We start from the raw sequence: 17,803 nt of genomic DNA on the forward strand, positions 1-17,803 counted from the left end.
GACGCACGCACCGCCAGGAAGGAAAGCTCACGTGGGAAGAAGAGGGATCGAAACGCTGGTCGGGCTGTTCGTGCTGCTGGGCATCCTCGGGCTCGTCTTCGTCGCGCTCAAGGCCGCGAACCTGGGCGGGTTGAGTGCCGCCGACACCTACCCGCTGTTCGCGAACTTCGACAACATCGGCGGCCTCAAGGTGCGCGCCCCGGTGCGCAGTGCCGGCGTCACGGTGGGCCGCGTGGCGTCGATCTCGCTCGACCCCAAGCGCTACCAGGGCGTCGTGCGGCTCGAGATCGAGAGCGGCGTGCGCTTTCCGAGCGACTCGTCGGCGCGCATCCTCACCTCCGGGCTGCTCGGCGACCAGTACGTCGGCCTCGAGGCGGGCGTGCTCGACGAGAAACCGTTCGCCGCCGGCGACACGATCCGGCAGACGCAGTCGGCGGTCGTGCTCGAGAGCCTGATCGGCCAGTTCCTGTTCAACAAGGCCGCGGACGCAGGCGCTGCGCCGGCCGCCAGTGGGGTGAGCAAATGACGTCGACGACGACCCGGAACCTGCAACGTCTGGCGCTCGCCGTCGGCGTCGTGCTGCTGGCGGGGTGCGCCACCCCGCAGCCCACGCGCGGCAGTCCCGGGCAGCGTCTCGATCCCTTCGAGAAGTGGAACCGCAAGGTGTTCGCCTTCAACGAGGAGATCGACGCCGCGGTGCTCAAGCCCGTCGCGACCGCGTACACCAACGTGGTGCCGCAGCCGGCGCGGCGCGGCGTCACCAACTTCTTCGGCAACTTCGGCGACGCCTGGTCGGCGGTCAACAACCTGCTCCAGGGCAAGTTCCAGGCAAGCGTCGAGGACATGACCCGCGTCGGCACCAACACGGTATTCGGCCTGTTCGGCTTGCTCGACGTGGCCAGCGAGATGGGCATCGACCACAAGTACGAGGACTTCGGGCAGACCCTCGGCCACTATGGCGTCGGCGCCGGCGCCTACCTCGTGCTGCCGCTGTTCGGCCCGTCCACGGTGCGCGACGCTGCCGCGCTGCCGCTCGACCGCTCGGTGTCGCCCAACCTCTTCATCGGCGACGGTCTCACCCAGGCCGGGGTGACGACACTGCAGGTGACCAACGCGCGCGCCAACCTCCTCGGCGCGAGCCGCATCGTCGACGACATCTCGCTCGACAAGTACACCTTCGTGCGCGACGCGTACCTGCAGCGCCGACGGAGCCTGGTCTACGACGGCTACGTGCCGGAGGCGGTGATCGCCGCCGACAAGGCCGCTGCCGATCCCGACGGCGCCGCGGCGGCAGCCGAGGCCGCACCGCCGCTCGCCGCCACGCCGGCACCCGCCGCGGCACCGGCGCCGGCCCCCGCAGCCGAGTCGACACCGCCGCCGCGACCGGCCGCCAAGCGCAGCCGGTCGTCGCGCGCCGCCGAGCGCGCGCGGGCACGCTCGACGCAGGGTGCACGCGGTCGCGCGCAGGCTGCGCCGCACGCCGGTGCCGCTGCGCCGACGCCGGCACGGCCGGCATCGGGGCCTCGGCCGGCCGCGGCCGCCTCGGCGGCACGCTGACGCGGCTCGGCCGGGAACGATCCCTGCTCAAGGGGTTCCAACCTCGTCCGCCGGCGCTGCCGCGTGCCGGCGAAAGAGCCTCAATCAAGCGGCCCGTCCAGGGCAAACGAAAGGTCTACCGATGACAACAATCCGATGGAACGGCTGGCTCGCGGCGCTGGCGTTCGTGTTCGCGCTCCCCGTGTTCGCGCAGTCCGCGCAGACGCCTGACGCACTGATCCGGCAGGTGTCCACCGAGGTGCTCGACGCCGTCCGCGACGATCCGAGCATCAAGGCCGGCGACGTGCAGAAGGTCGCCGCGCTGGTCGACTCGAAGGTCATGCCGCACCTCAACTTCCAGCGCATGACGGCCACCGCGGTCGGCCGCCACTGGCGTCAGGCGACGCCCGAACAGCAAAAGCGCCTGCAGAGCGAGTTCAAGCTGCTGCTGATCCGCACCTATTCGGGCGCGCTGGCGCAGGTCAAGGACCAGACCGTCGAACTGAAGCCGGTGCGCTCGTCGCCGAGCGACACCGAGGTCGTCGTGCGCACCGAGGTACGCGGCAAGGGCGACCCGGTCCAGCTCGACTACCGCCTCGAGAAGTCGGGCAACGGCTGGAAGATCTACGACGTCAACGTGCTCGGCGTCTGGCTGGTCGAGAACTATCGCAACAGCTTCGCCCAGGAGATCGGCGCCAACGGCATCGACGGGCTGATCGCCAAGCTCGCCGAGCGCAACCGGTCGGCCGGTTCAAAGAGCTGATGCTGCTGCTGCCAGCGGCGCTGACCGCGAGCGAGGCGACGCCGGCGCTGCGCCTGCTCGGCGAGGCCCTGCAGCGCGAGCAGGCGGCCGAGGTGACGGTAGACGCGAGCGCGCTGCGCCACTTCGATTCGTCGGCGCTGGCGGTGCTGCTCGAATGCAGCCGCCTTGCCGCGGCGGCGGGCAAGCCGTTCAACGTGCGAGGCGCCCCGGCCAAGCTCGCCGCCCTGGCGCGCCTCTATGGCGTCGACGGGCTGCTGTGGGCCGATGCCGAACGTGCCGCGCCGGGCACGGCGGAAAGCTAGCCAAGGACGGGAACAGCGGCTCGCGACATCGCGCGGTCAGCCGCAACGGCGCAGGCGATCGCCTGCGCGCGGCGCTTCAGCGCAGGCCGGTCATGTAGTCGGCGACGGCCTTGATCTCGCGGTCGTTCATCTTGGCCGCGATCCCGAGCATCTGAGGGCTGTTCTTGCGCGCGCCCGAGCGGAACGCGACCAGTTGAGCCTCGGCATAGGCGCCGTGCTGACCCGCCAGGCGCGGGTACTGCGCAGGGATGCCGCCGCCCGTCGGGCTGTGACAGCCGGCGCACGCCGGAATCGAGCGCTCGGGAATGCCGCCGCGGTAGATCTTCTCGCCGAGCTGGACCATCTCCTTGTTGGAGCCGAAGCCCGGCTTGGGCTGCTTGGTCGCATAGAACGCGGCGACGTTCTTCATGTCCTGCGCGCTCAGGCTCGATGCGATCGGACGCATGATCGGGCTCGGGCGCTTGCCGCTCTTGAAGTCGTCGAGCTGCTTGAAGAGGTAGTCGGCGTGCTGGCCCTGGATGATCGGGTTCGCCGGTACGCCGCGCGAGCCGTCGAACGTGTGGCACGCACCGCAGACCTGCGTCGCGATCTGCTCACCGCGCGCCGGGTCCGGCTTGGTCGCGGCGGCAGGCTCGGCAGCGAAGACGGCGCCGGGCACCGCGAACAGCAGACACGACAACAGACGGGAGACAGGCTTCATGAGAGTAGGCTTTGCGCAGCAACCGGCGATTTTACAATGAGGCTTTGAGACTCTGATGCCGCCATCGAACCCGGCGCTGGCCGACCCACCAGCCGCGGCCACTGCAGCGCGGAGCGCGGCCGTCAAGGCGCTCGCCTGGACGCACACCGCGCGCTTTCTCACCACCGCGAGCGAGCTCGCTCAGCTGCCGGTCACCGAGCTCCCCGAGATCGCCTTCGTCGGCCGCTCCAATGCGGGCAAGTCAACCGCGATCAACGTGCTGACCCAGCAAAAGCGTCTCGCGTTCGCGTCGCGCACGCCCGGCCGCACGCAGCACATCAACCTGTTCGAGCTCGGGCCCCGGCTCGCCGCCGACACGCTGTTCGCCGACCTTCCCGGCTACGGCTACGCGGCGGTCGCGCGTGGTGCCAAGCTGCGCTGGCAGAAGGTGATGGCCGACTACCTCGAGGTACGGCGCAGCCTCAGCGGCGTCGTGCTGATGGTCGACTCGCGCCTTGGTCTGACCGATCTCGACCGCCAGCTGCTCGAGTTCGTCTCGCCCCGCGTCGGCACCGGCGCGGTCAAGCTGCTGGTGCTGCTGACCAAGGCCGACAAGCTGAGCCGCAAGGAGGCCAGCGCCGCGCTCGCGTCGACCGAGGCGCTGCTCGGGGAACTCGCGACCGACGAGGCCGACGTCGGTGTCGCGCTGTTCTCGGCGCTCAAGAAGACCGGTCTCGAGGATGCCGCGATCGCGCTGCACGGCTGGTCGCAGGCTGCCCGCTCGATCCCAGCGCGATGATCGAGACCTTCGACGTCACGTTACCGAACGGCACCACGCTCGCGTGCCGGGCGAGCGGCGAGCTCGACGCGCCGACGCTGCTTTTCCTGCATGGCTTTCCGGAAGGCGCGTTCATCTGGGACGACATGCTCGAGCACTTCGGCGCGCGCTTCCGCTGCGTCGCGCCGTATCTGCGCGGCTACGGCGGGTCGTCGGCACCGGCCGAGGTATCCGCCTACCGCGGGCGCGAGCTGATCGGCGACATCACCCAGCTGATCGACCAGCTCGGCGGGCGAGTGGCCGCGCTGGTCGCGCACGACTGGGGCGGTGCGCTCGCCTGGGCGGTCGCGGCCCAGCACCCGGCCCGACTCGAGCGGCTGGTCATCGTCAACGCGCCGCATCCGGCGACGTTCCTGCGCGGGCTGCAGAGCGACCCGGCCCAGCAGGCGGCCAGCGCGTACATGAACTACCTGCGGCGCGACGATGCGCACGAGCGGCTCGCGGCGGACGACTTCGCGCGCATGTGGCCGTTCTTCGAGCAGCTCGGCGCCACCGACGCGGGCGGCGCGAAGTGGCTGACCGACGAGCTGCGCGAGCGCTATCGCGCTCTCTGGCGCATCAGCCTGTGCGGCGGCTGCAACTACTACCGGGCGTCACCGCTGCATCCGCCCGTGGGCCCCGACGATCCGGTGCTCACGCTGGCGCTGCCGCCCGAAGCGACCACGGTGCGCGTGCCGACGCGCGTGGTCTGGGGCGAGGACGACCGCGCGCTGCCGATCGGCCTGCTCGACGGCCTCGAGGAGCACGTGCCCGAGCTCACCGTCGTGCGCGTTCCGGGCGCGACGCACTGGATCGTTCACGAGCAGCCGGCTCGGATCGCCGCAGAGATCGAGGCAGCGCTGGCGGCTTGAGCCGGCGCGGTCGGCGCCGGTCTCGAGCGCGGGTCAGCGGCCGGTGTGCGGCGCAGGTGCCTCGGTACCGTCCAGCTGCTGCGTTGCGTGCTCGACCGCGCGCTGCACGATCGACTTCGTCTGGTGCGGCTGCAGCAGCCCGGCAGCGGCGAGGCGCTCGAGCGCGCGCCGCGTGATCGAGTGATGCCGGCCCGGCGTTTCGCCGGCGAACAGGAAGAAGCGGCCGCGATCGCTCTGCCAGAGCAGCTGGACCCGGTTCCAGCGGCCGTGCAGGAAGAGCCGGGCGCGGGAAGCGGCGCGCAGCGCGTCCACCCGCTTGTCGGCGTCGGCTTCGTCCGCAACCCCGCTGGGCAGCGCGTCGGCGGGCACCGTCTCCATTGAAGACAGGTCGATCAGCGAGTCGGCGCCGCTGCGGCTCGGCACGACCTCTTCGCGCAGGCGCCGCACGATTTCCTCGGAGGACGCGAGCGGCGCCGGCGCGCTCGACGTGGCGCGGCGCAGCGCGTCGGCATGGATCGCCATCAGCTCGTCGAGCACCTGCTGGCGCGCCGCGCCGCCGAACCCGACGAGATCCATGCCGGCGCGCAGGCGCTGCAGCAGCCCGGGGAGCAGTGCCACGAGGCGTTGCCGGCTCTGCGGATGGTCGGGGATCTGCAGGCTCCAGAGCAGGTCGTCGGCGGTCTTGAGGTCGCCGACCACGGCGTCGGAGCGTTCGCCGTGCTGCACCACGTCGTGCGCGATCACCTTGGCCCAGGTGTCGGTGACGAAGCGCCGGACCGCCGGCGTCGCCCGCACCGCCGCCATCTGATCGGCGAGGCGCCGCGCCAGATGCTCCTCGACGAGGGCGCGCCGTTCGCCGAGCTGCAGGGTGTCGACGGTCGGCTGCGCCGCGCGCAACTGGGTCCGGAACTGCTCGGCGAGGAAGGCGTCGAGCTGGTTCAGCGCGCGCTGGAAGGTGCCGGCATCGATGCGCGGCAGCGTGGCCACGTCGTGCGCGAGCGCCGCGCCGAACGTCACGAATGCCGCGAGGCGGCTATCGCCGGCGCGCGGATACGCCAGCGCGACCTCGCCGATACGGTCGACGACGCGCCAGACGACGTGGTCGAGCGACTGGCGTGCCGACGCGTCGGCGAGCACCACGCGCAGCGTCGGCGCCTGCAGGGCCGCGAGCAGCGGCCGCACGGCGTCGGGTAGGTGGCTGTCGCTGAGGATGTCGTCGAAGACGCGCGCGACCAGCTCGGCGCCCTGCCGCTCGACGAGGGACGGCGCCGCGCCGAGCAGCGTCGGCAGGTGCCGGCGCAGGGGTGGCGCCGGGTCGTGCTCGGCCCGCATGGCCTGCTCGACGGCTGCGAGCGCGGCGGCGAACGCGGGGCGCACCGATGCCGAGGCGGCGGAGGCGGGCACCGCAGGGTCCGGCCGGGCGAGACCGCCCGACGGTGTCAACCTCGCGCCCGCCAGCCCGGCGACCAGCGCCGCCAGCGGGCTCCCGGCCGCCGACGGCGCGGGGGTCGCCATCGGCCGTGCGGCTCCCAGCGTGGCGCGCCCGGACCCCGCCGACGGCAGCACGACGGTTCGATAGGTGCCCGGCTCGACGCCTTGGGACTCGAGGCGGGTCGACGCGGCCGCCCACGCGTTCTTCAGCAGCCCGGCCGCGACCCCGGCGGACGTGCGCAGCAAGAGCGCCTGCTGCGCGGCGACCGACGTGACCGCGCCGGCGGCATCCCACAGCGCCGTCGCGTAGGTGACCGGCCGGAACGGGTTCGATTCGGCCGTGACGTGGCTCTGGCCGATGAGCGTCGACGTGAACGTCTGCAGCTCTCGCAGCTCCCACTCGGCGGTCGAGTCGATCAGCTGCATCGCGCGCGAGATCTCGATGTCCGACTCGACCAGCGACTCGTCCATCAGCTGCAGGCCGCCGAAGCCGCTGCCCGCACTCGACCCGACGCGCGAGTCGCCGACGTTGTCGAGCACGAGCTTGCGCAGCGACGCAAGGAAAGCGGCCTCGTAGCGGTCGGCGAGGCGCTTGAGGCGCGCGCCCAACTCGGCGTCGCGGCCGGTTGTGAGCAGCTGCACCGTCCCGGCGACCACGCGCGACACCAGCGCGCCGGACCGCGCGAGCTCGTCGTCGATGAAGCGCTGCAGCAGCGGGGCGATCGGCATTCGTGGGCGTCCGGCAGGCGGATCGCGGCATTATCGAACGCGCCTGCGATACCCGCCGCGACTCTCGGCTACGTCTCGAGCGCTCCATGAAAGCCGAGTCGATTGCGCTGTCGGAATGACGTCCGCGGTGAGCGTCGTCGCGGCATCGCCGCGACTCGGGCCGCAAAGAAAAAAAAGGGCCGCTTGCGCGGCCCTTCGTGTCAGCGTGGAAGCGCTGGACTTACATGTCCATGCCGCCCATGCCGCCCATGCCACCCATGCCGCCGCCCATGCCGGCGCCGGCGGCCGACTCGTCCTTCGGCACTTCCGAGATCATGGCTTCGGTGGTCAGCATCAGCGAGGCGACCGACGCGGCGTTCTGCAGCGCGGTGCGCGTGACCTTCGTCGGGTCCAGGATGCCCATCTCGATCATGTCGCCGTACTGGCCGTTCTGGGCGTTGTAGCCGTGGTTGCCGTTGCCGTTCAGGACGGCGTTGACGACCACGCTCGGCTCGTCACCGGCGTTCTGCGTGATGATGCGGATCGGCTCCTCGATGGCGCGCATGATCAGCTTGATGCCGGCGTCCTGATCCGGGTTGTCGCCCGAGAGATTGCCGACCTGCTGCTTGGCGCGCAGGAGGGCGACGCCGCCGCCGGCGACGATACCTTCCTCGACCGCCGCACGGGTCGCGTGCAGCGCGTCCTCGACGCGTGCCTTCTTCTCCTTCATCTCGACTTCGGTCGCGGCGCCGACCTTGATCACCGCGACACCGCCGGCCAGCTTGGCCACGCGTTCCTGCAGCTTCTCGCGGTCGTAGTCGCTGGTCGCTTCCTCGATCTGGATGCGGACCTGCTTGACGCGGGCCTCGATGTCCGCCGCGGCGCCGGCGCCGTCGATGATGGTGGTGTTTTCCTTGCCCACCTCGACGCGCTTGGCCTGGCCGAGGTCACCCAGGGTGACCTTCTCGAGCGTAAGGCCGACTTCCTCGGCGATCACCTTGCCGCCCGTCAGGATGGCGATGTCCTCGAGCATGGCCTTGCGACGGTCACCAAAGCCCGGCGCCTTGACGGCAACCACCTTCAGGATGCCGCGGATCGTGTTGACCACCAGCGTGGCGAGCGCTTCGCCTTCGACTTCCTCGGCGATCACCAGCAGCGGACGGCCCGACTTGGCGACCTGCTCGAGCGTCGGCAGGAGCTCGCGGATGTTGCTGATCTTCTTGTCGAACAGCAGCACGAACGGGTTGTCGAGAACCGCGGTCTGCTTGTCGGGGTTGTTGATGAAGTAGGGCGAGAGGTAGCCGCGGTCGAACTGCATGCCCTCGACGACTTCGAGCTCGCTGTTGAGCGACTTGCCGTCCTCGACGGTGATGACGCCTTCCTTGCCGACCTTGTCCATCGCGTCTGCGATGATCTTGCCGACTTCCTCGTCGCTGTTGGCCGAGATGGTGCCGACCTGCGCGATTTCCTTGCTGGTCGTCGTCGGCTTGGACTGCTGCTTCAGCTGCTCGACGAGCGCCGTCACGGCCTTGTCGATGCCGCGCTTGAGGTCCATCGGGTTCATGCCCGCGGCCACGTACTTCATGCCTTCGCGGACGATGGCCTGCGCGAGCACGGTCGCGGTGGTGGTGCCGTCACCGGCGATGTCGCTGGTCTTGGAAGCGACTTCCTTGACCATCTGGGCGCCCATGTTCTGGAGCTTGTCCTTGAGCTCGATCTCCTTGGCGACCGAGACACCGTCCTTGGTGACGGTGGGGCCGCCGAACGAGCGCTCGAGCACCACGTTGCGGCCCTTCGGGCCGAGCGTGACCTTGACCGCGTTGGCCAGGATGTTCACGCCCTCGACCATTCGCGCGCGGGCGTCGCCGCCGAATGAAACGTCTTTTGCTGCCATGTTCGTGTTCCTCTCGTGGATTCGGACGGGTTACTGCTCGACGACGGCGAAGAGGTCTTCCTCGCGCATCACCAGCAACTCGTCGCCGTCGACCTTGACGGTCTGGCCGCTGTACTTGCCGAACAGCACGCGGTCGCCCACGCGGATGTTCAGCTGGACCAGGTCGCCCTTGTCGGTGCGCTTGCCGGGACCGACCGCGAGCACTTCGCCCTGGTCGGGCTTCTCGGCGGCGTTGTCGGGGATGACGATGCCGGAGGCCGTCTTGGTTTCCTGTTCAACTCGCTTGACGATCACGCGATCGTGCAACGGACGTAGCTTCATGGGGTCTCCCTGCAAGGTGTTGGGGGTGCCCCGGCACCAGACGGTGTGCCGGGGTGATCATTAGCACTCGCCCGCGGTGAGTGCTAGCAGGCCGATTATAGGCGCCGGTTTTCGCATTTCAAGCCTCGGCGTGGGTTCGTCGCGCGCGCGGTGCGGGCTGCGGGGCGGGCCAGCGCGCTAGAGTGACCGCATGACCCGACCCATTCTCGCCCTCGACGCCGACGGCGTGCTGCTCGACTTCCACCAGGGCTACGCACGCGCCTGGGAGCGCGCGTTCGGCGTGGTGCCCGTCGAGCGGGACCCGCTCGCCTACTGGCCGATGGACCGCTGGCAGGTCGAACGGCTCGACGAAGAGCGGCGCGCGCATTTTCGCAATCACTTCGACGAACTGTTCTGGTCGACGGTGCCGGCGATTCCCGGTGCGATCGACGCCTGCCATCGCCTCGTCGCAGCGGGCTACCACCTGATCTGCGTGTCGGCGCTCGAGCCGCAGCACGCGCCGGCTCGCCTTCGCAACCTGCAGGAGCACGGCTTCCCAATCGAACGCGTCTGCGCCACGGGCAACGCGCTCGGCCCGCGCAGCCCGAAGGCGGACATCATCGCCGAGCTCGACCCGGCGGCCTTTGTCGACGACTACCTGCCGTACCTGCGCGGCGTTCCGCCGCACGTGCACACCGCGCTCATCCTGCGCGCGCCGAACGGCAGTCCGAACGTCGGCAACGACCTGGCGCTCGCCAAGTCGGTGCACCAGGATCTGGCCGAGTTCGCCGACTTCTGGCTGAACCGCTAGCCTGCAAACCCGGGGTCGTCGTCCTCGCGCGGCGGCGCCGCCGGCACCCGGTACTCCTCGGCAGCCCAGGCGCCGAGATCGTTGTTGCGGCAGCGCTCGCTGCAGAACGGCCGGAACGGGTTCGACGGCGCGTAGGCGCTGCGACCGCCGCAGGTCGGGCAGCGCACGATGCGCGCAGTCGGCGCCGGAGCAATACGCTCTTCGCTCATGCGCAGAGCGTCAGCTCGAACTGCGCGTCGTCGGTGCTTGGCCTGAGCCGCCCCTCGGCATCCTGCTTCATCAGGCGGATCTGCACCATGAGCCGGTGGCCGCTGATCTCGGGCACCAGGTCGTCGCCGGCGTCCATGCGCACTCGCAGCAGCTGGTAGGTACGGCCCTGCGGCAGGCTCTGCTGGAACTGGCCGGCGCTCGCGGCCACCTTGTGCGGCACGCCGGTATCGCGCAGCAAGCCGAGCAGAACCCGCAGCGCGTCGCCCAACGGCGCCAGCGTCTGCGTCCAGCCCAGCAGATCGGCACGCCGGCGCTCCGCGGGCAGTTGCTGCCACGCGTGGTAGGCGGGCAGGTCGAACTCGCAGGTGCCCCCCGGAATGCTGATGCGGCTGCGGATGCTCATCAGCCACTCGTTCGCAGTCAGCGCGATGCCGGGCTTGCCGGAGAGCTGGTTCAAGTCTTCGAACGCACGATCGATGCGCGCGATCACCTGATCGAGCGCCGCCTCGGAAACCGACGGGTTGCCGCGCAGCCCGTTGAACTGCTGGCGATGCCGCTCGAGCTCCTTGAGGAGGTCCGACTTCAAATCGGCGCGCGAGCCGACGTCCATCACCTCGAAGATTGTCGCGAGCGCGTAGTGGTGATCGACCGGTGCGTCGCGGACGATCAACTCGCCGAGCCGGTCGAACAGGTGTTCGAGCCGGAGCATCGTGCGGATGCTCTCGGTGAACGGGTACTCGTACAGGATCAAGGCGGAGGCGGGCGGAAACGATGTCGGCCCGGAGCCAGGCGGCTCCCGACGGTGCGGCGATTCTTCCATAGGGGCGCCGCCGGCGCCCGTGCTCAGGCGTGAAGACCCGCTCGCGCAGTCCACAACGTGCCGACGATCTCGGCGAGCGCGTCGAGCGTGATCGCATCGTTGTCGATCACCACGTCGGCGATCGCGCGCCGGCGTGTGCGCGATGTCTGGCTGGCGATCACCGCGCGCGCGGCGTCGCTCGACCAGCCCGAACGCGCGACGATGCGGCGCACCTGCGTCTCTTCGGCACAGTCGATCACCCAGACCTCGTCGACGCGCGCGCGCCAGGTGGCCGATTCGGCGAGCAGCGGCACGTCGAAGACGACGATCGGGCCCTCGGCTGCCGCGGCCTGGCGATCGGTCTCCGCGCCGATTAGCGGGTGCAGGATTGCCTCGAGCCGGCGCCGCACGGCCGCGTCGGCGAACACCGCGCTGCGCATGCGCGCGCGGTCCATGCCGCCGGCGGCGTCGATGAACTCGGCGCCGAAATCGTTGCGGATCGCGTCGATGGCCGCGCCGCCCGGCTCGGCGAGACTGCGTGCAATGCGGTCGGTGTCGACCACGATCGCGCCGAGCCCGGCCAGCAGCGCCGCGACCGTGCTCTTGCCGCTGCCGATGCCGCCGGTGAGGCCGACGCGCCAGCAGCCGGGCAGCGGCGCAGCGCCGAGCGTCACGCCCAGCCGAGCCAGCCGAGCACGCGCTGCTGCCCAGCCAGCATGACGACGATGCCGGCGCCGGCGAGGAACGGTCCGAACGGCACGTAGCGGCCTTCGCGCAGCGAGGCGGCGAACTTCATCGCGATCCCGACGACGGCGCCGATCAGGGATGCCGCCAGCACGATCGGCAGGATCATCTTGAGGCCGAGCCAGGCGCCGAGCGCCGCGAGCAGCTTGAAGTCGCCGAAGCCCATGCCCTCCTTGCCGGTGGCGAGCTTGAAGACCCAGTAGATGGTCCAGAGCGAGAGATACCCGACCACCGCACCCCAGACCGCCTGTGGCAGCGCGATGGTCCAGCCGAGCGCGCTCGCGACGAGCCCGGCCCAGAGCAGCGGCAGCGTCAGCGAGTCGGGCAGCAGCGTGGTGTCCCAGTCGATGCCCGCGAGGGCGATCAGCACCGCGGCGAACGCGCACCAGAGCAGCGCCACCGGCTGCGCGCCGACACGCCAACCGACGAGGCCGAACAGCAGCGCGGTGAACAGCTCGACGAGGGGATAACGCGCAGAAATGGGGGCGCGGCACGCCGAGCAGCGTCCGCGCAGCCAGAGCCAGCTCGCGACCGGGATGTTCTCGTACCAGCAGATCTGATGGCCGCACGACGGGCAGCGCGAGCGCGGCAGCGCCAGCGTGATCGGCTGGCCGAGGTCGACCTCGACGCCCAGCATCTCGGCGCTGTCGCGCTTCCAGCCGCGCTCCAGCATCAGCGGGAGCCGGTGGATGACGACGTTCAGGAAGCTCCCGACGCACAAGCCCACGAGGGCCAGCACGAAGGGCGAGAGGACGATCTCGTAGTCGGTCGCCGTCATCGGACGGCGATCAGACGACCTGGCCCAGCTTGAAGATCGGCAGGTACATCGAGACCACGATGCCGCCGATCAGGGTGCCGAGGATCACGATGATGATCGGCTCCATCAGGCTCGACAGACCCTTCACGGCCTCGTCGACCTCGTCCTCGTAGAACTCGGCCGCCTTGCCGAGCATGGCGTCGAGCGAGCCCGACTCCTCGCCGATCGCGCACATCTGGATCACCATGATCGGGAACACGCCGGTGGTCTGCATCGACGTGGTGAGCGCCGAGCCGGTGGAGACGTCCTTCTGGATCTGGTCGGTGGCGTCCTTGAACACCGCGTTGCCCGACGCGCCGCCGACGGAGTCGAGCGCCTCGACGAGCGGCACGCCGGCCGCGAACATGGTCGAGAGGGTGCGGGTCCAGCGCGCGATCGCCGTCTTGTTGAGGAGCGGCCCGAACACCGGGATGCGCAGCAGCAGGCGGTCCATGTAGCGCTGCATCTTGGGTGAGCGCTTCCACGACTGCAGGAAGAAGTAGACCCCGCCGCCGATGATGCCGAAGATGAGGTACCAGTACGCGACGAATATCTTGGAGATCGAGATGACGATCAGTGTCGGCGCCGGCAGGTCGGCGCCGAAGTTCTTGAAGACGTCCTCGAAGGCCGGGATCACGAAGATCATGATCACCGACAGCACCACGAAGGCGACGACCAGCACCGCGATCGGATAGATCATCGCGGACTTGATCTTGGCCTTGATGGCCATCGTCTTTTCCTGATAGATCGCGAGGCGATCGAGCAGGGTCTCCAGGATGCCGCCCGCCTCGCCGGCCTCGACCAGGTTGCAGTACAGCGCGTCGAAGTAGAGCGGGTGCTTGCGGAACGCTGCCGAGAGGCTGGTACCCGTCTCGACGTCGGAACGGATGTCGGTCAGCAGGCGCGTCAGCTTGGGGTTGGTGCTGCCGCGCGCGACGATGTCGAACGACTGGATCAGCGGCACGCCGGCGCGCATCATCGTCGAGAGCTGGCGCGTGAAGATTGCGATGTCCTTCTGCTTGATGGACTTGCCGCCCGAGGTGCGGCGCTTCTTCACCTTGTTGACCATCACGCCCTGGCGGCGCAGGCTCGCGCTCACCATGGCCTCGCCACCGGCGCGCATCTCGCCGCGAACGACCTTGCCGTTCTTGTCCTTGCCTTCCCACTCGAAGACGGTGTCCTTGATGCGTGCTACTGCTGCCGTTGCCATGCTGCTATCGAGGCGCGCCTCGTCGTTGGGGTCGGTGCGAGCGTGCGGCGCCGTGCGCCCGCCGGCTTGCCCGAGCGATTACTCGTTGGTGACGGAGATGACTTCTTCCAGCGTCGTGACGCCGGCGCGGACCTTGAGCAGGCCCGACTGACGCAGGTCGCGCACGCCTTCGCGCTGCGCCTGCGCCGCAATGTCCATCGAGGTGCCTTCGTTCAGGATCAGGCGCTGGATCTCTTCGGTGATCGGCATCACCTGGTAGACGCCGGCGCGGCCCTTGTAGCCGTTGGTGCACGCCGAGCAGCCGACCGCGCGGTACGGCTTCCAGGTGCCGTCGAGATCGTCGGCCTTGAAGCCGGCCTTGAGCAGCGCCTCGCGCGGATACTCGGCCGGCACCTTGCAGTTCTCGCAGAGCTTGCGGGCCAGGCGCTGCGCGGTGATGAGGAGCACGCTCGCGGCGATGTTGAACGGCGCGACGCCCATGTTCATGAGCCGCGTCAGCGTGGTCGGCGCGTCGTTGGTGTGCAGCGTCGACATCACCATGTGGCCGGTCTGCGCCGCCTTCATCGCGATGTCGGCGGTGTCGAGGTCGCGGATCTCGCCGACCATGATGATGTCCGGGTCCTGGCGCAGGAACGACTTCAGCGCGGCCGCGAAGGTGAGGCCGGCCTTGTCGTTGACGTTGACCTGGTTGACGCCCGGCAGGTTGATTTCCGCCGGGTCCTCGACGGTCGAGATGTTGACGCCCGGCTGGTTCAGGATGTTGAGGCAGGTGTAGAGCGACACCGTCTTGCCGGAGCCGGTCGGGCCGGTGACCAGCACCATGCCGTACGGACGCTGGATCGCCTTCAGCAGGCGGTCCTTCTCGACCTTCTCGTAGCCGAGCGCCTCGATTCCGACCTTCGCGCTCGACGGGTCTAGGATACGGATCACGATCTTCTCGCCGAAGAGGGTCGGCAGCGTCGAGACCCGGAAGTCGATCGCCTTGGAGCCGAACTTCAGCTTCATGCGGCCGTCCTGCGGCACGCGCTTCTCGGCAATGTCGAGCCGCGAGATGACCTTGATGCGCGACGACAGCTTGTCCTTGATCGCGATCGGCGGCTGCGTGATCTCGCGCAGCTCGCCGTCGATGCGAAACCGCACCCGGTAGTTGAACTCGTAGGGCTCGAAATGAAGGTCGGAGGCGCGCAGGTTGATCGCGTCGATCAGCATCTTCTGCAGGAAACGCACCACCGGCGCGTCCTCGACGTCGCTGGTCGCCTCGGCGGCTTCCTGCTGCGTGGTGACGTCGTCGGTGACGTCGAACTCGAAGTCGCCCGACGAGAGCGCCTCGATCGACTCGCTCGCGCTGCTGGCGCTGCCCTCGAGCATCTTGGCGAGCTTGTCGTGCTCGACGATGACCCACTCGGGCGAAAGCTGCGTCGCGAACTTGATGCGCTCGGCGGCTTCCTGGTCGGTCGGGTCGGCCCCGCCGATGAAGACGCGATTGCCGCGCTTGCCGAGCACCACCACCTGGTACTGGACCGCGAGCTTGGCATCGATGACGTTCTTCGGGAGTTTCTGCGCGTCGACCGAAGACAGGTCGAGCAACGGCAGCGCCAGCGCGCTCGACAGCGTGTGGGCCAGATCCGCCGGTGCCACGTGGCCCGACTCGATGACCGATTGCACGAAGCTGCTGCGCTTGTCCTTGGACGAGCGCACCAGATCCTCGGCGGTCTTCGCGTTGAGCTTGCCCGCATGGACCAGCACTCTCGCGACACCGGAGAGGAGGGAATGCGGGGCTTCGGCCAATGTGTCCAACTGCGAAGGCTCAGGGCAAGGGCGGGGAGATCAAGGCATCATCGCCGATCAGCCCGGCCGTGTATATAACAGGCCCGAGACACCCACGCCAACAATTCACGTGCCAGGCGCCTCGCGGCGCGGCAGTGCTGGTTGGAGCCGACACGGCGGCAACCACGTGAAACCTGGTCGGGGTGAGAGGATTCGAACCTCCGGCCTCTACGTCCCGAACGTAGCGCTCTACCAGGCTAAGCTACACCCCGATTTCGAGGCAAGGCACTGGCTGCCCCGCCTCGATGAAACGGCCGGCTAGCAGGTCACGAAGACCGCTCGACCGACCGAACGCATAAGTCTAGCAGAGCTTCGCGGAACTGGGACACCGGGAGCGCCTCGAGTGCGCATCTTGCCTCGTTCGCTTCGGCCCGCGCGGCCTCACGCGTGGCCTCGAGCGCACCCGTGGAGCGCACGATCCGCACGATGTCGGGCAGGCGAGCGACCTCGCCATGCTCGATGGCATGGCGGATCAGCGCACGCTCGTCTTCGCTGCCGCGCTCCATCGCGATGAGGAGCGGCAGCGTGGGCTTGCCTTCGCGCAGGTCGTCGCCGACGTTCTTGCCGAGTTGCTCGGTGGCGCCTTCGTAATCGAGCAGGTCATCGACGAGCTGGAACGAGGTGCCGAGCGCACGCCCGTACGACGCGCAGGCTTCCTCGACCGGGAGGTCGGCATCGGCGAGCACCGCGCCGAGCCGCGCGCTCGCCTCGAACAGCTTGGCCGTCTTGAAGCGGATCACGCGAAGGTAGTCGTCGACGGCGACGTCGGGGTCATGCATGTTCATCAGCTGCATGACCTCGCCCTCGGCGATCACGTTGGTGGCGTCGGCAAGCACCTCGAGCACGCGCATGCGGTTGACGCTCACCATCATCTGGAACGCGCGCGAATAGACGAAGTCGCCGACCAGCACGCTCGCCGCGTTGCCGAACAGCTCGTTGGCGGTGCGCCGGCCGCGCCGCAGCGACGATTCGTCGACGACGTCGTCGTGCAGCAGCGTGGCCGTATGAATGAACTCCACCGTTGCCGCGAGTTCGAAGCGCTCGGGGCCGTCGAAGCCGAGCGCGCGCGCGAACAGCAGGACCAGCCGAGGCCGGATGCGCTTGCCGCCGGCGCTGATGATGTACTGGCCAATCTGGTCGATCAGAGCGACTCGCGAGGCGAGCCGGCGATTAATGACGGCGTCGACCTGCAGCATGTCCTCGGCGATCAACGCGAAGGCGCCGGGGGACGTGGTCAGGTGCGAAAGTGGCGTGTGCAAGCTGGACTCGAGGGCTGCGCGATTATAGAAAGGCGAGGCTCCGCCAAGCCTGGCGAACGGCTGCGCCGAACCGGCGCGTCGTCGCCAGCGCAACGTGGCTTGTGCGGTGAGGCCGGCTTCGTGTTATAGTCGCGGGCTGTGCTCGCCAAGCACCCCAGGCGCCTCAGGCATTTAGCCGGCGCCCGCGCAGCGGCCCGTCGGCCCCTGCAGCTTCGAAGGAAGGTCTCCAGATGTACGCGGTTATCAAGACCGGTGGCAAACAATACAGGGTTGCTGCCGGTGAAAAGCTCAAGATCGAAAAGATCAGCGCCGATGTCGGCCAGCAGGTCACGCTCGACCAGGTGATGGCCATCGGCAATGGCGCCGAGCTCTCGATCGGCGCTCCGCTGGTCGCTGGCGCGAACGTCGTCGCCACCGTGCTGTCGCAGGGCCGTCACGACAAGGTCCGCATCTTCAAGATGCGCCGTCGCAAGCACTACCAGAAGCGCCAGGGGCACCGGCAATCGTTCACCGAGATCCAGATCGACGCGGTCAACGCGTGATCCTGGGTCCAGCCTAGTCAAGGAGTTCCGAGATGGCACAGAAAAAGGGCGGCGGCTCCACCCGCAACGGCCGCGACTCGCAGCCGAAGATGCTCGGCGTCAAGGTGTTTGGTGGCCAGACCGTGACGGCCGGCTCGATCATCGTGCGCCAGCGCGGCACCAAGTTCCACGCCGGCACCAACGTCGGCGTCGGCAAGGATCACACGCTGTTCGCGCTGACCGACGGGTCGGTGAGCTTCGCCGTGAAGGGCCCGCGCAACCGCCAGACGGTGTTCGTCACTCAGGCCTGAAGGGCCGCGACGC

Annotated in this window: 20 protein-coding genes and 1 tRNA gene; 9 read left to right on the plus strand and 12 right to left on the minus strand. The window is 69.1% G+C overall.

Translation table 11 applies throughout. The annotated features are described in order from the left end of the window. Positions 1-31 precede the first annotated feature (31 nt). The 4 genes from mlaD (at position 32) to HQN59_RS07760 (ending at position 2,601) form a co-directional block, all read left to right on the plus strand. A complete protein-coding gene (gene mlaD / locus HQN59_RS07745; RefSeq protein ID WP_176067821.1) occupies positions 32-526 on the plus strand; it encodes an outer membrane lipid asymmetry maintenance protein MlaD in 495 nt (164 codons plus the stop codon). Continuing rightward, on the plus strand, positions 523-1,557 hold the full coding sequence (locus HQN59_RS07750; RefSeq protein ID WP_176067823.1) for an MlaA family lipoprotein: 1,035 nt from the start codon (positions 523-525) through the stop codon (positions 1,555-1,557). The genes mlaD and HQN59_RS07750 overlap by 4 nt, the downstream gene beginning before the upstream one ends. Positions 1,558-1,678: 121 nt before the next feature. Continuing rightward, positions 1,679-2,299, plus strand: coding sequence for an MlaC/ttg2D family ABC transporter substrate-binding protein (locus HQN59_RS07755; protein ID WP_176067825.1), 621 nt, complete (start codon positions 1,679-1,681; stop codon positions 2,297-2,299). Continuing rightward, a complete protein-coding gene (locus HQN59_RS07760) occupies positions 2,299-2,601 on the plus strand; it encodes an STAS domain-containing protein (protein WP_176067827.1) in 303 nt (100 codons plus the stop codon). Before HQN59_RS07755 ends, HQN59_RS07760 begins: the two co-directional genes overlap by 1 nt. Before the next feature lie 76 nt (positions 2,602-2,677). Here the strand turns inward: HQN59_RS07760 and HQN59_RS07765 are convergent, their stop codons facing one another. Then, positions 2,678-3,301: a c-type cytochrome gene (locus HQN59_RS07765; RefSeq protein ID WP_176067829.1), complete on the minus strand. Its 624-nt coding sequence runs from the start codon at positions 3,299-3,301 to the stop codon at positions 2,678-2,680. Between the two features lie 55 nt (positions 3,302-3,356). Here HQN59_RS07765 and yihA point away from each other — a divergent pair, with 55 nt between their 5' ends. Next, complete coding sequence (gene yihA / locus HQN59_RS07770; protein WP_176067831.1) at positions 3,357-4,079, plus strand: ribosome biogenesis GTP-binding protein YihA/YsxC; 723 nt, start codon at positions 3,357-3,359, stop codon at positions 4,077-4,079. Continuing rightward, a complete protein-coding gene (locus HQN59_RS07775; protein WP_176067833.1) occupies positions 4,076-4,969 on the plus strand; it encodes an alpha/beta fold hydrolase in 894 nt (297 codons plus the stop codon). The genes yihA and HQN59_RS07775 overlap by 4 nt, the downstream gene beginning before the upstream one ends. Positions 4,970-5,002: 33 nt before the next feature. Here HQN59_RS07775 and HQN59_RS07780 read toward each other — a convergent pair whose 3' ends face one another. The 3 genes from HQN59_RS07780 to groES form a co-directional block, all read right to left on the minus strand. Next, positions 5,003-7,129, minus strand: a complete 2,127-nt coding sequence (locus tag HQN59_RS07780; RefSeq protein ID WP_176067835.1) for a DUF1631 family protein — start codon at positions 7,127-7,129, stop codon at positions 5,003-5,005. 220 nt (positions 7,130-7,349) lie between these two features. Further along, entirely contained in the window at positions 7,350-9,002 is a 1,653-nt protein-coding gene (groL, locus tag HQN59_RS07785) for a chaperonin GroEL (protein WP_176067837.1), read from the minus strand. A 30-nt stretch (positions 9,003-9,032) separates the two neighbouring features. Further along, positions 9,033-9,323 carry a co-chaperone GroES gene (gene groES / locus HQN59_RS07790; RefSeq protein WP_176067839.1) on the minus strand — a complete coding sequence of 97 codons (291 nt, stop codon included), beginning with the start codon at positions 9,321-9,323 and terminating at the stop codon, positions 9,033-9,035. Positions 9,324-9,513: 190 nt separating this feature from the next. On the opposite strand from groES, the gene HQN59_RS07795 reads away from it, so the two are divergent. Further along, positions 9,514-10,113 carry an HAD family hydrolase gene (locus HQN59_RS07795; protein ID WP_176067841.1) on the plus strand — a complete coding sequence of 200 codons (600 nt, stop codon included), beginning with the start codon at positions 9,514-9,516 and terminating at the stop codon, positions 10,111-10,113. Here the strand turns inward: HQN59_RS07795 and HQN59_RS07800 are convergent. The 8 genes from HQN59_RS07800 to HQN59_RS07835 form a co-directional block, all read right to left on the minus strand. Further along, entirely contained in the window at positions 10,110-10,322 is a 213-nt protein-coding gene (locus tag HQN59_RS07800) for a DNA gyrase inhibitor YacG (protein WP_176067843.1), read from the minus strand. The two genes, HQN59_RS07795 and HQN59_RS07800, sit on opposite strands and share 4 nt — an antisense overlap. Next, positions 10,319-11,074, minus strand: a complete 756-nt coding sequence (gene zapD, locus HQN59_RS07805; RefSeq protein WP_176067845.1) for a cell division protein ZapD — start codon at positions 11,072-11,074, stop codon at positions 10,319-10,321. The genes HQN59_RS07800 and zapD overlap by 4 nt, the downstream gene beginning before the upstream one ends. 92 nt (positions 11,075-11,166) lie before the next feature. Continuing rightward, complete coding sequence (gene coaE, locus HQN59_RS07810; RefSeq protein WP_342451153.1) at positions 11,167-11,796, minus strand: dephospho-CoA kinase; 630 nt, start codon at positions 11,794-11,796, stop codon at positions 11,167-11,169. Further along, positions 11,793-12,644, minus strand: a complete 852-nt coding sequence (locus HQN59_RS07815; RefSeq protein ID WP_176067848.1) for a prepilin peptidase — start codon at positions 12,642-12,644, stop codon at positions 11,793-11,795. Before HQN59_RS07815 ends, coaE begins: the two co-directional genes overlap by 4 nt. Before the next feature lie 10 nt (positions 12,645-12,654). Beyond that, positions 12,655-13,872 (minus strand): type II secretion system F family protein, encoded by a 1,218-nt coding sequence (locus tag HQN59_RS07820; protein WP_176067850.1) that lies wholly within the window; start codon positions 13,870-13,872, stop codon positions 12,655-12,657. 78 nt (positions 13,873-13,950) lie between these two features. Beyond that, positions 13,951-15,669: a type IV-A pilus assembly ATPase PilB gene (gene pilB / locus HQN59_RS07825; protein ID WP_176067852.1), complete on the minus strand. Its 1,719-nt coding sequence runs from the start codon at positions 15,667-15,669 to the stop codon at positions 13,951-13,953. 165 nt (positions 15,670-15,834) lie between these two features. After that, positions 15,835-15,911, minus strand: a tRNA-Pro gene (locus tag HQN59_RS07830). Between the two features lie 54 nt (positions 15,912-15,965). After that, positions 15,966-16,895, minus strand: a complete 930-nt coding sequence (locus tag HQN59_RS07835; RefSeq protein ID WP_176068449.1) for a polyprenyl synthetase family protein — start codon at positions 16,893-16,895, stop codon at positions 15,966-15,968. 293 nt (positions 16,896-17,188) lie between these two features. Between HQN59_RS07835 and rplU the strand changes: the two genes are divergently transcribed. After that, complete coding sequence (rplU, locus tag HQN59_RS07840) at positions 17,189-17,500, plus strand: 50S ribosomal protein L21 (protein ID WP_176067854.1); 312 nt, start codon at positions 17,189-17,191, stop codon at positions 17,498-17,500. Positions 17,501-17,532: 32 nt separating this feature from the next. Then, positions 17,533-17,790 carry a 50S ribosomal protein L27 gene (gene rpmA / locus HQN59_RS07845; RefSeq protein WP_176067856.1) on the plus strand — a complete coding sequence of 86 codons (258 nt, stop codon included), beginning with the start codon at positions 17,533-17,535 and terminating at the stop codon, positions 17,788-17,790. The last annotated feature ends 13 nt before the right edge of the window (positions 17,791-17,803 follow it).

This window comes from Rhizobacter koreensis, from assembly GCF_013366375.1.
GTDB lineage: Bacteria > Pseudomonadota > Gammaproteobacteria > Burkholderiales > Burkholderiaceae_C > Schlegelella_A > Schlegelella_A koreensis.

Excerpts from the sequence above, each read along its gene's own strand:
- HQN59_RS07750 (WP_176067823.1), top strand. The coding sequence starts at position 523 with ATGACGTCGACGACGACCCGGAACCTGCAACGTCTGGCGCTCGCCGTC.
- HQN59_RS07755 (WP_176067825.1), top strand. The coding sequence starts at position 1,679 with ATGACAACAATCCGATGGAACGGCTGGCTCGCGGCGCTGGCGTTCGTG.
- HQN59_RS07760 (WP_176067827.1), top strand. The coding sequence starts at position 2,299 with ATGCTGCTGCTGCCAGCGGCGCTGACCGCGAGCGAGGCGACGCCGGCG.
- HQN59_RS07765 (WP_176067829.1), bottom strand. The coding sequence starts at position 3,301 with ATGAAGCCTGTCTCCCGTCTGTTGTCGTGTCTGCTGTTCGCGGTGCCC.
- yihA (WP_176067831.1), top strand. The coding sequence starts at position 3,357 with ATGCCGCCATCGAACCCGGCGCTGGCCGACCCACCAGCCGCGGCCACT.
- HQN59_RS07775 (WP_176067833.1), top strand. The coding sequence starts at position 4,076 with ATGATCGAGACCTTCGACGTCACGTTACCGAACGGCACCACGCTCGCG.
- HQN59_RS07780 (WP_176067835.1), bottom strand. The coding sequence starts at position 7,129 with ATGCCGATCGCCCCGCTGCTGCAGCGCTTCATCGACGACGAGCTCGCG.
- groL (WP_176067837.1), bottom strand. The coding sequence starts at position 9,002 with ATGGCAGCAAAAGACGTTTCATTCGGCGGCGACGCCCGCGCGCGAATG.
- groES (WP_176067839.1), bottom strand. The coding sequence starts at position 9,323 with ATGAAGCTACGTCCGTTGCACGATCGCGTGATCGTCAAGCGAGTTGAA.
- HQN59_RS07795 (WP_176067841.1), top strand. The coding sequence starts at position 9,514 with ATGACCCGACCCATTCTCGCCCTCGACGCCGACGGCGTGCTGCTCGAC.
- HQN59_RS07800 (WP_176067843.1), bottom strand. The coding sequence starts at position 10,322 with ATGAGCGAAGAGCGTATTGCTCCGGCGCCGACTGCGCGCATCGTGCGC.
- HQN59_RS07815 (WP_176067848.1), bottom strand. The coding sequence starts at position 12,644 with ATGACGGCGACCGACTACGAGATCGTCCTCTCGCCCTTCGTGCTGGCC.
- HQN59_RS07820 (WP_176067850.1), bottom strand. The coding sequence starts at position 13,872 with ATGGCAACGGCAGCAGTAGCACGCATCAAGGACACCGTCTTCGAGTGG.
- HQN59_RS07835 (WP_176068449.1), bottom strand. The coding sequence starts at position 16,895 with ATGCTGCAGGTCGACGCCGTCATTAATCGCCGGCTCGCCTCGCGAGTC.
- rplU (WP_176067854.1), top strand. The coding sequence starts at position 17,189 with ATGTACGCGGTTATCAAGACCGGTGGCAAACAATACAGGGTTGCTGCC.
- rpmA (WP_176067856.1), top strand. The coding sequence starts at position 17,533 with ATGGCACAGAAAAAGGGCGGCGGCTCCACCCGCAACGGCCGCGACTCG.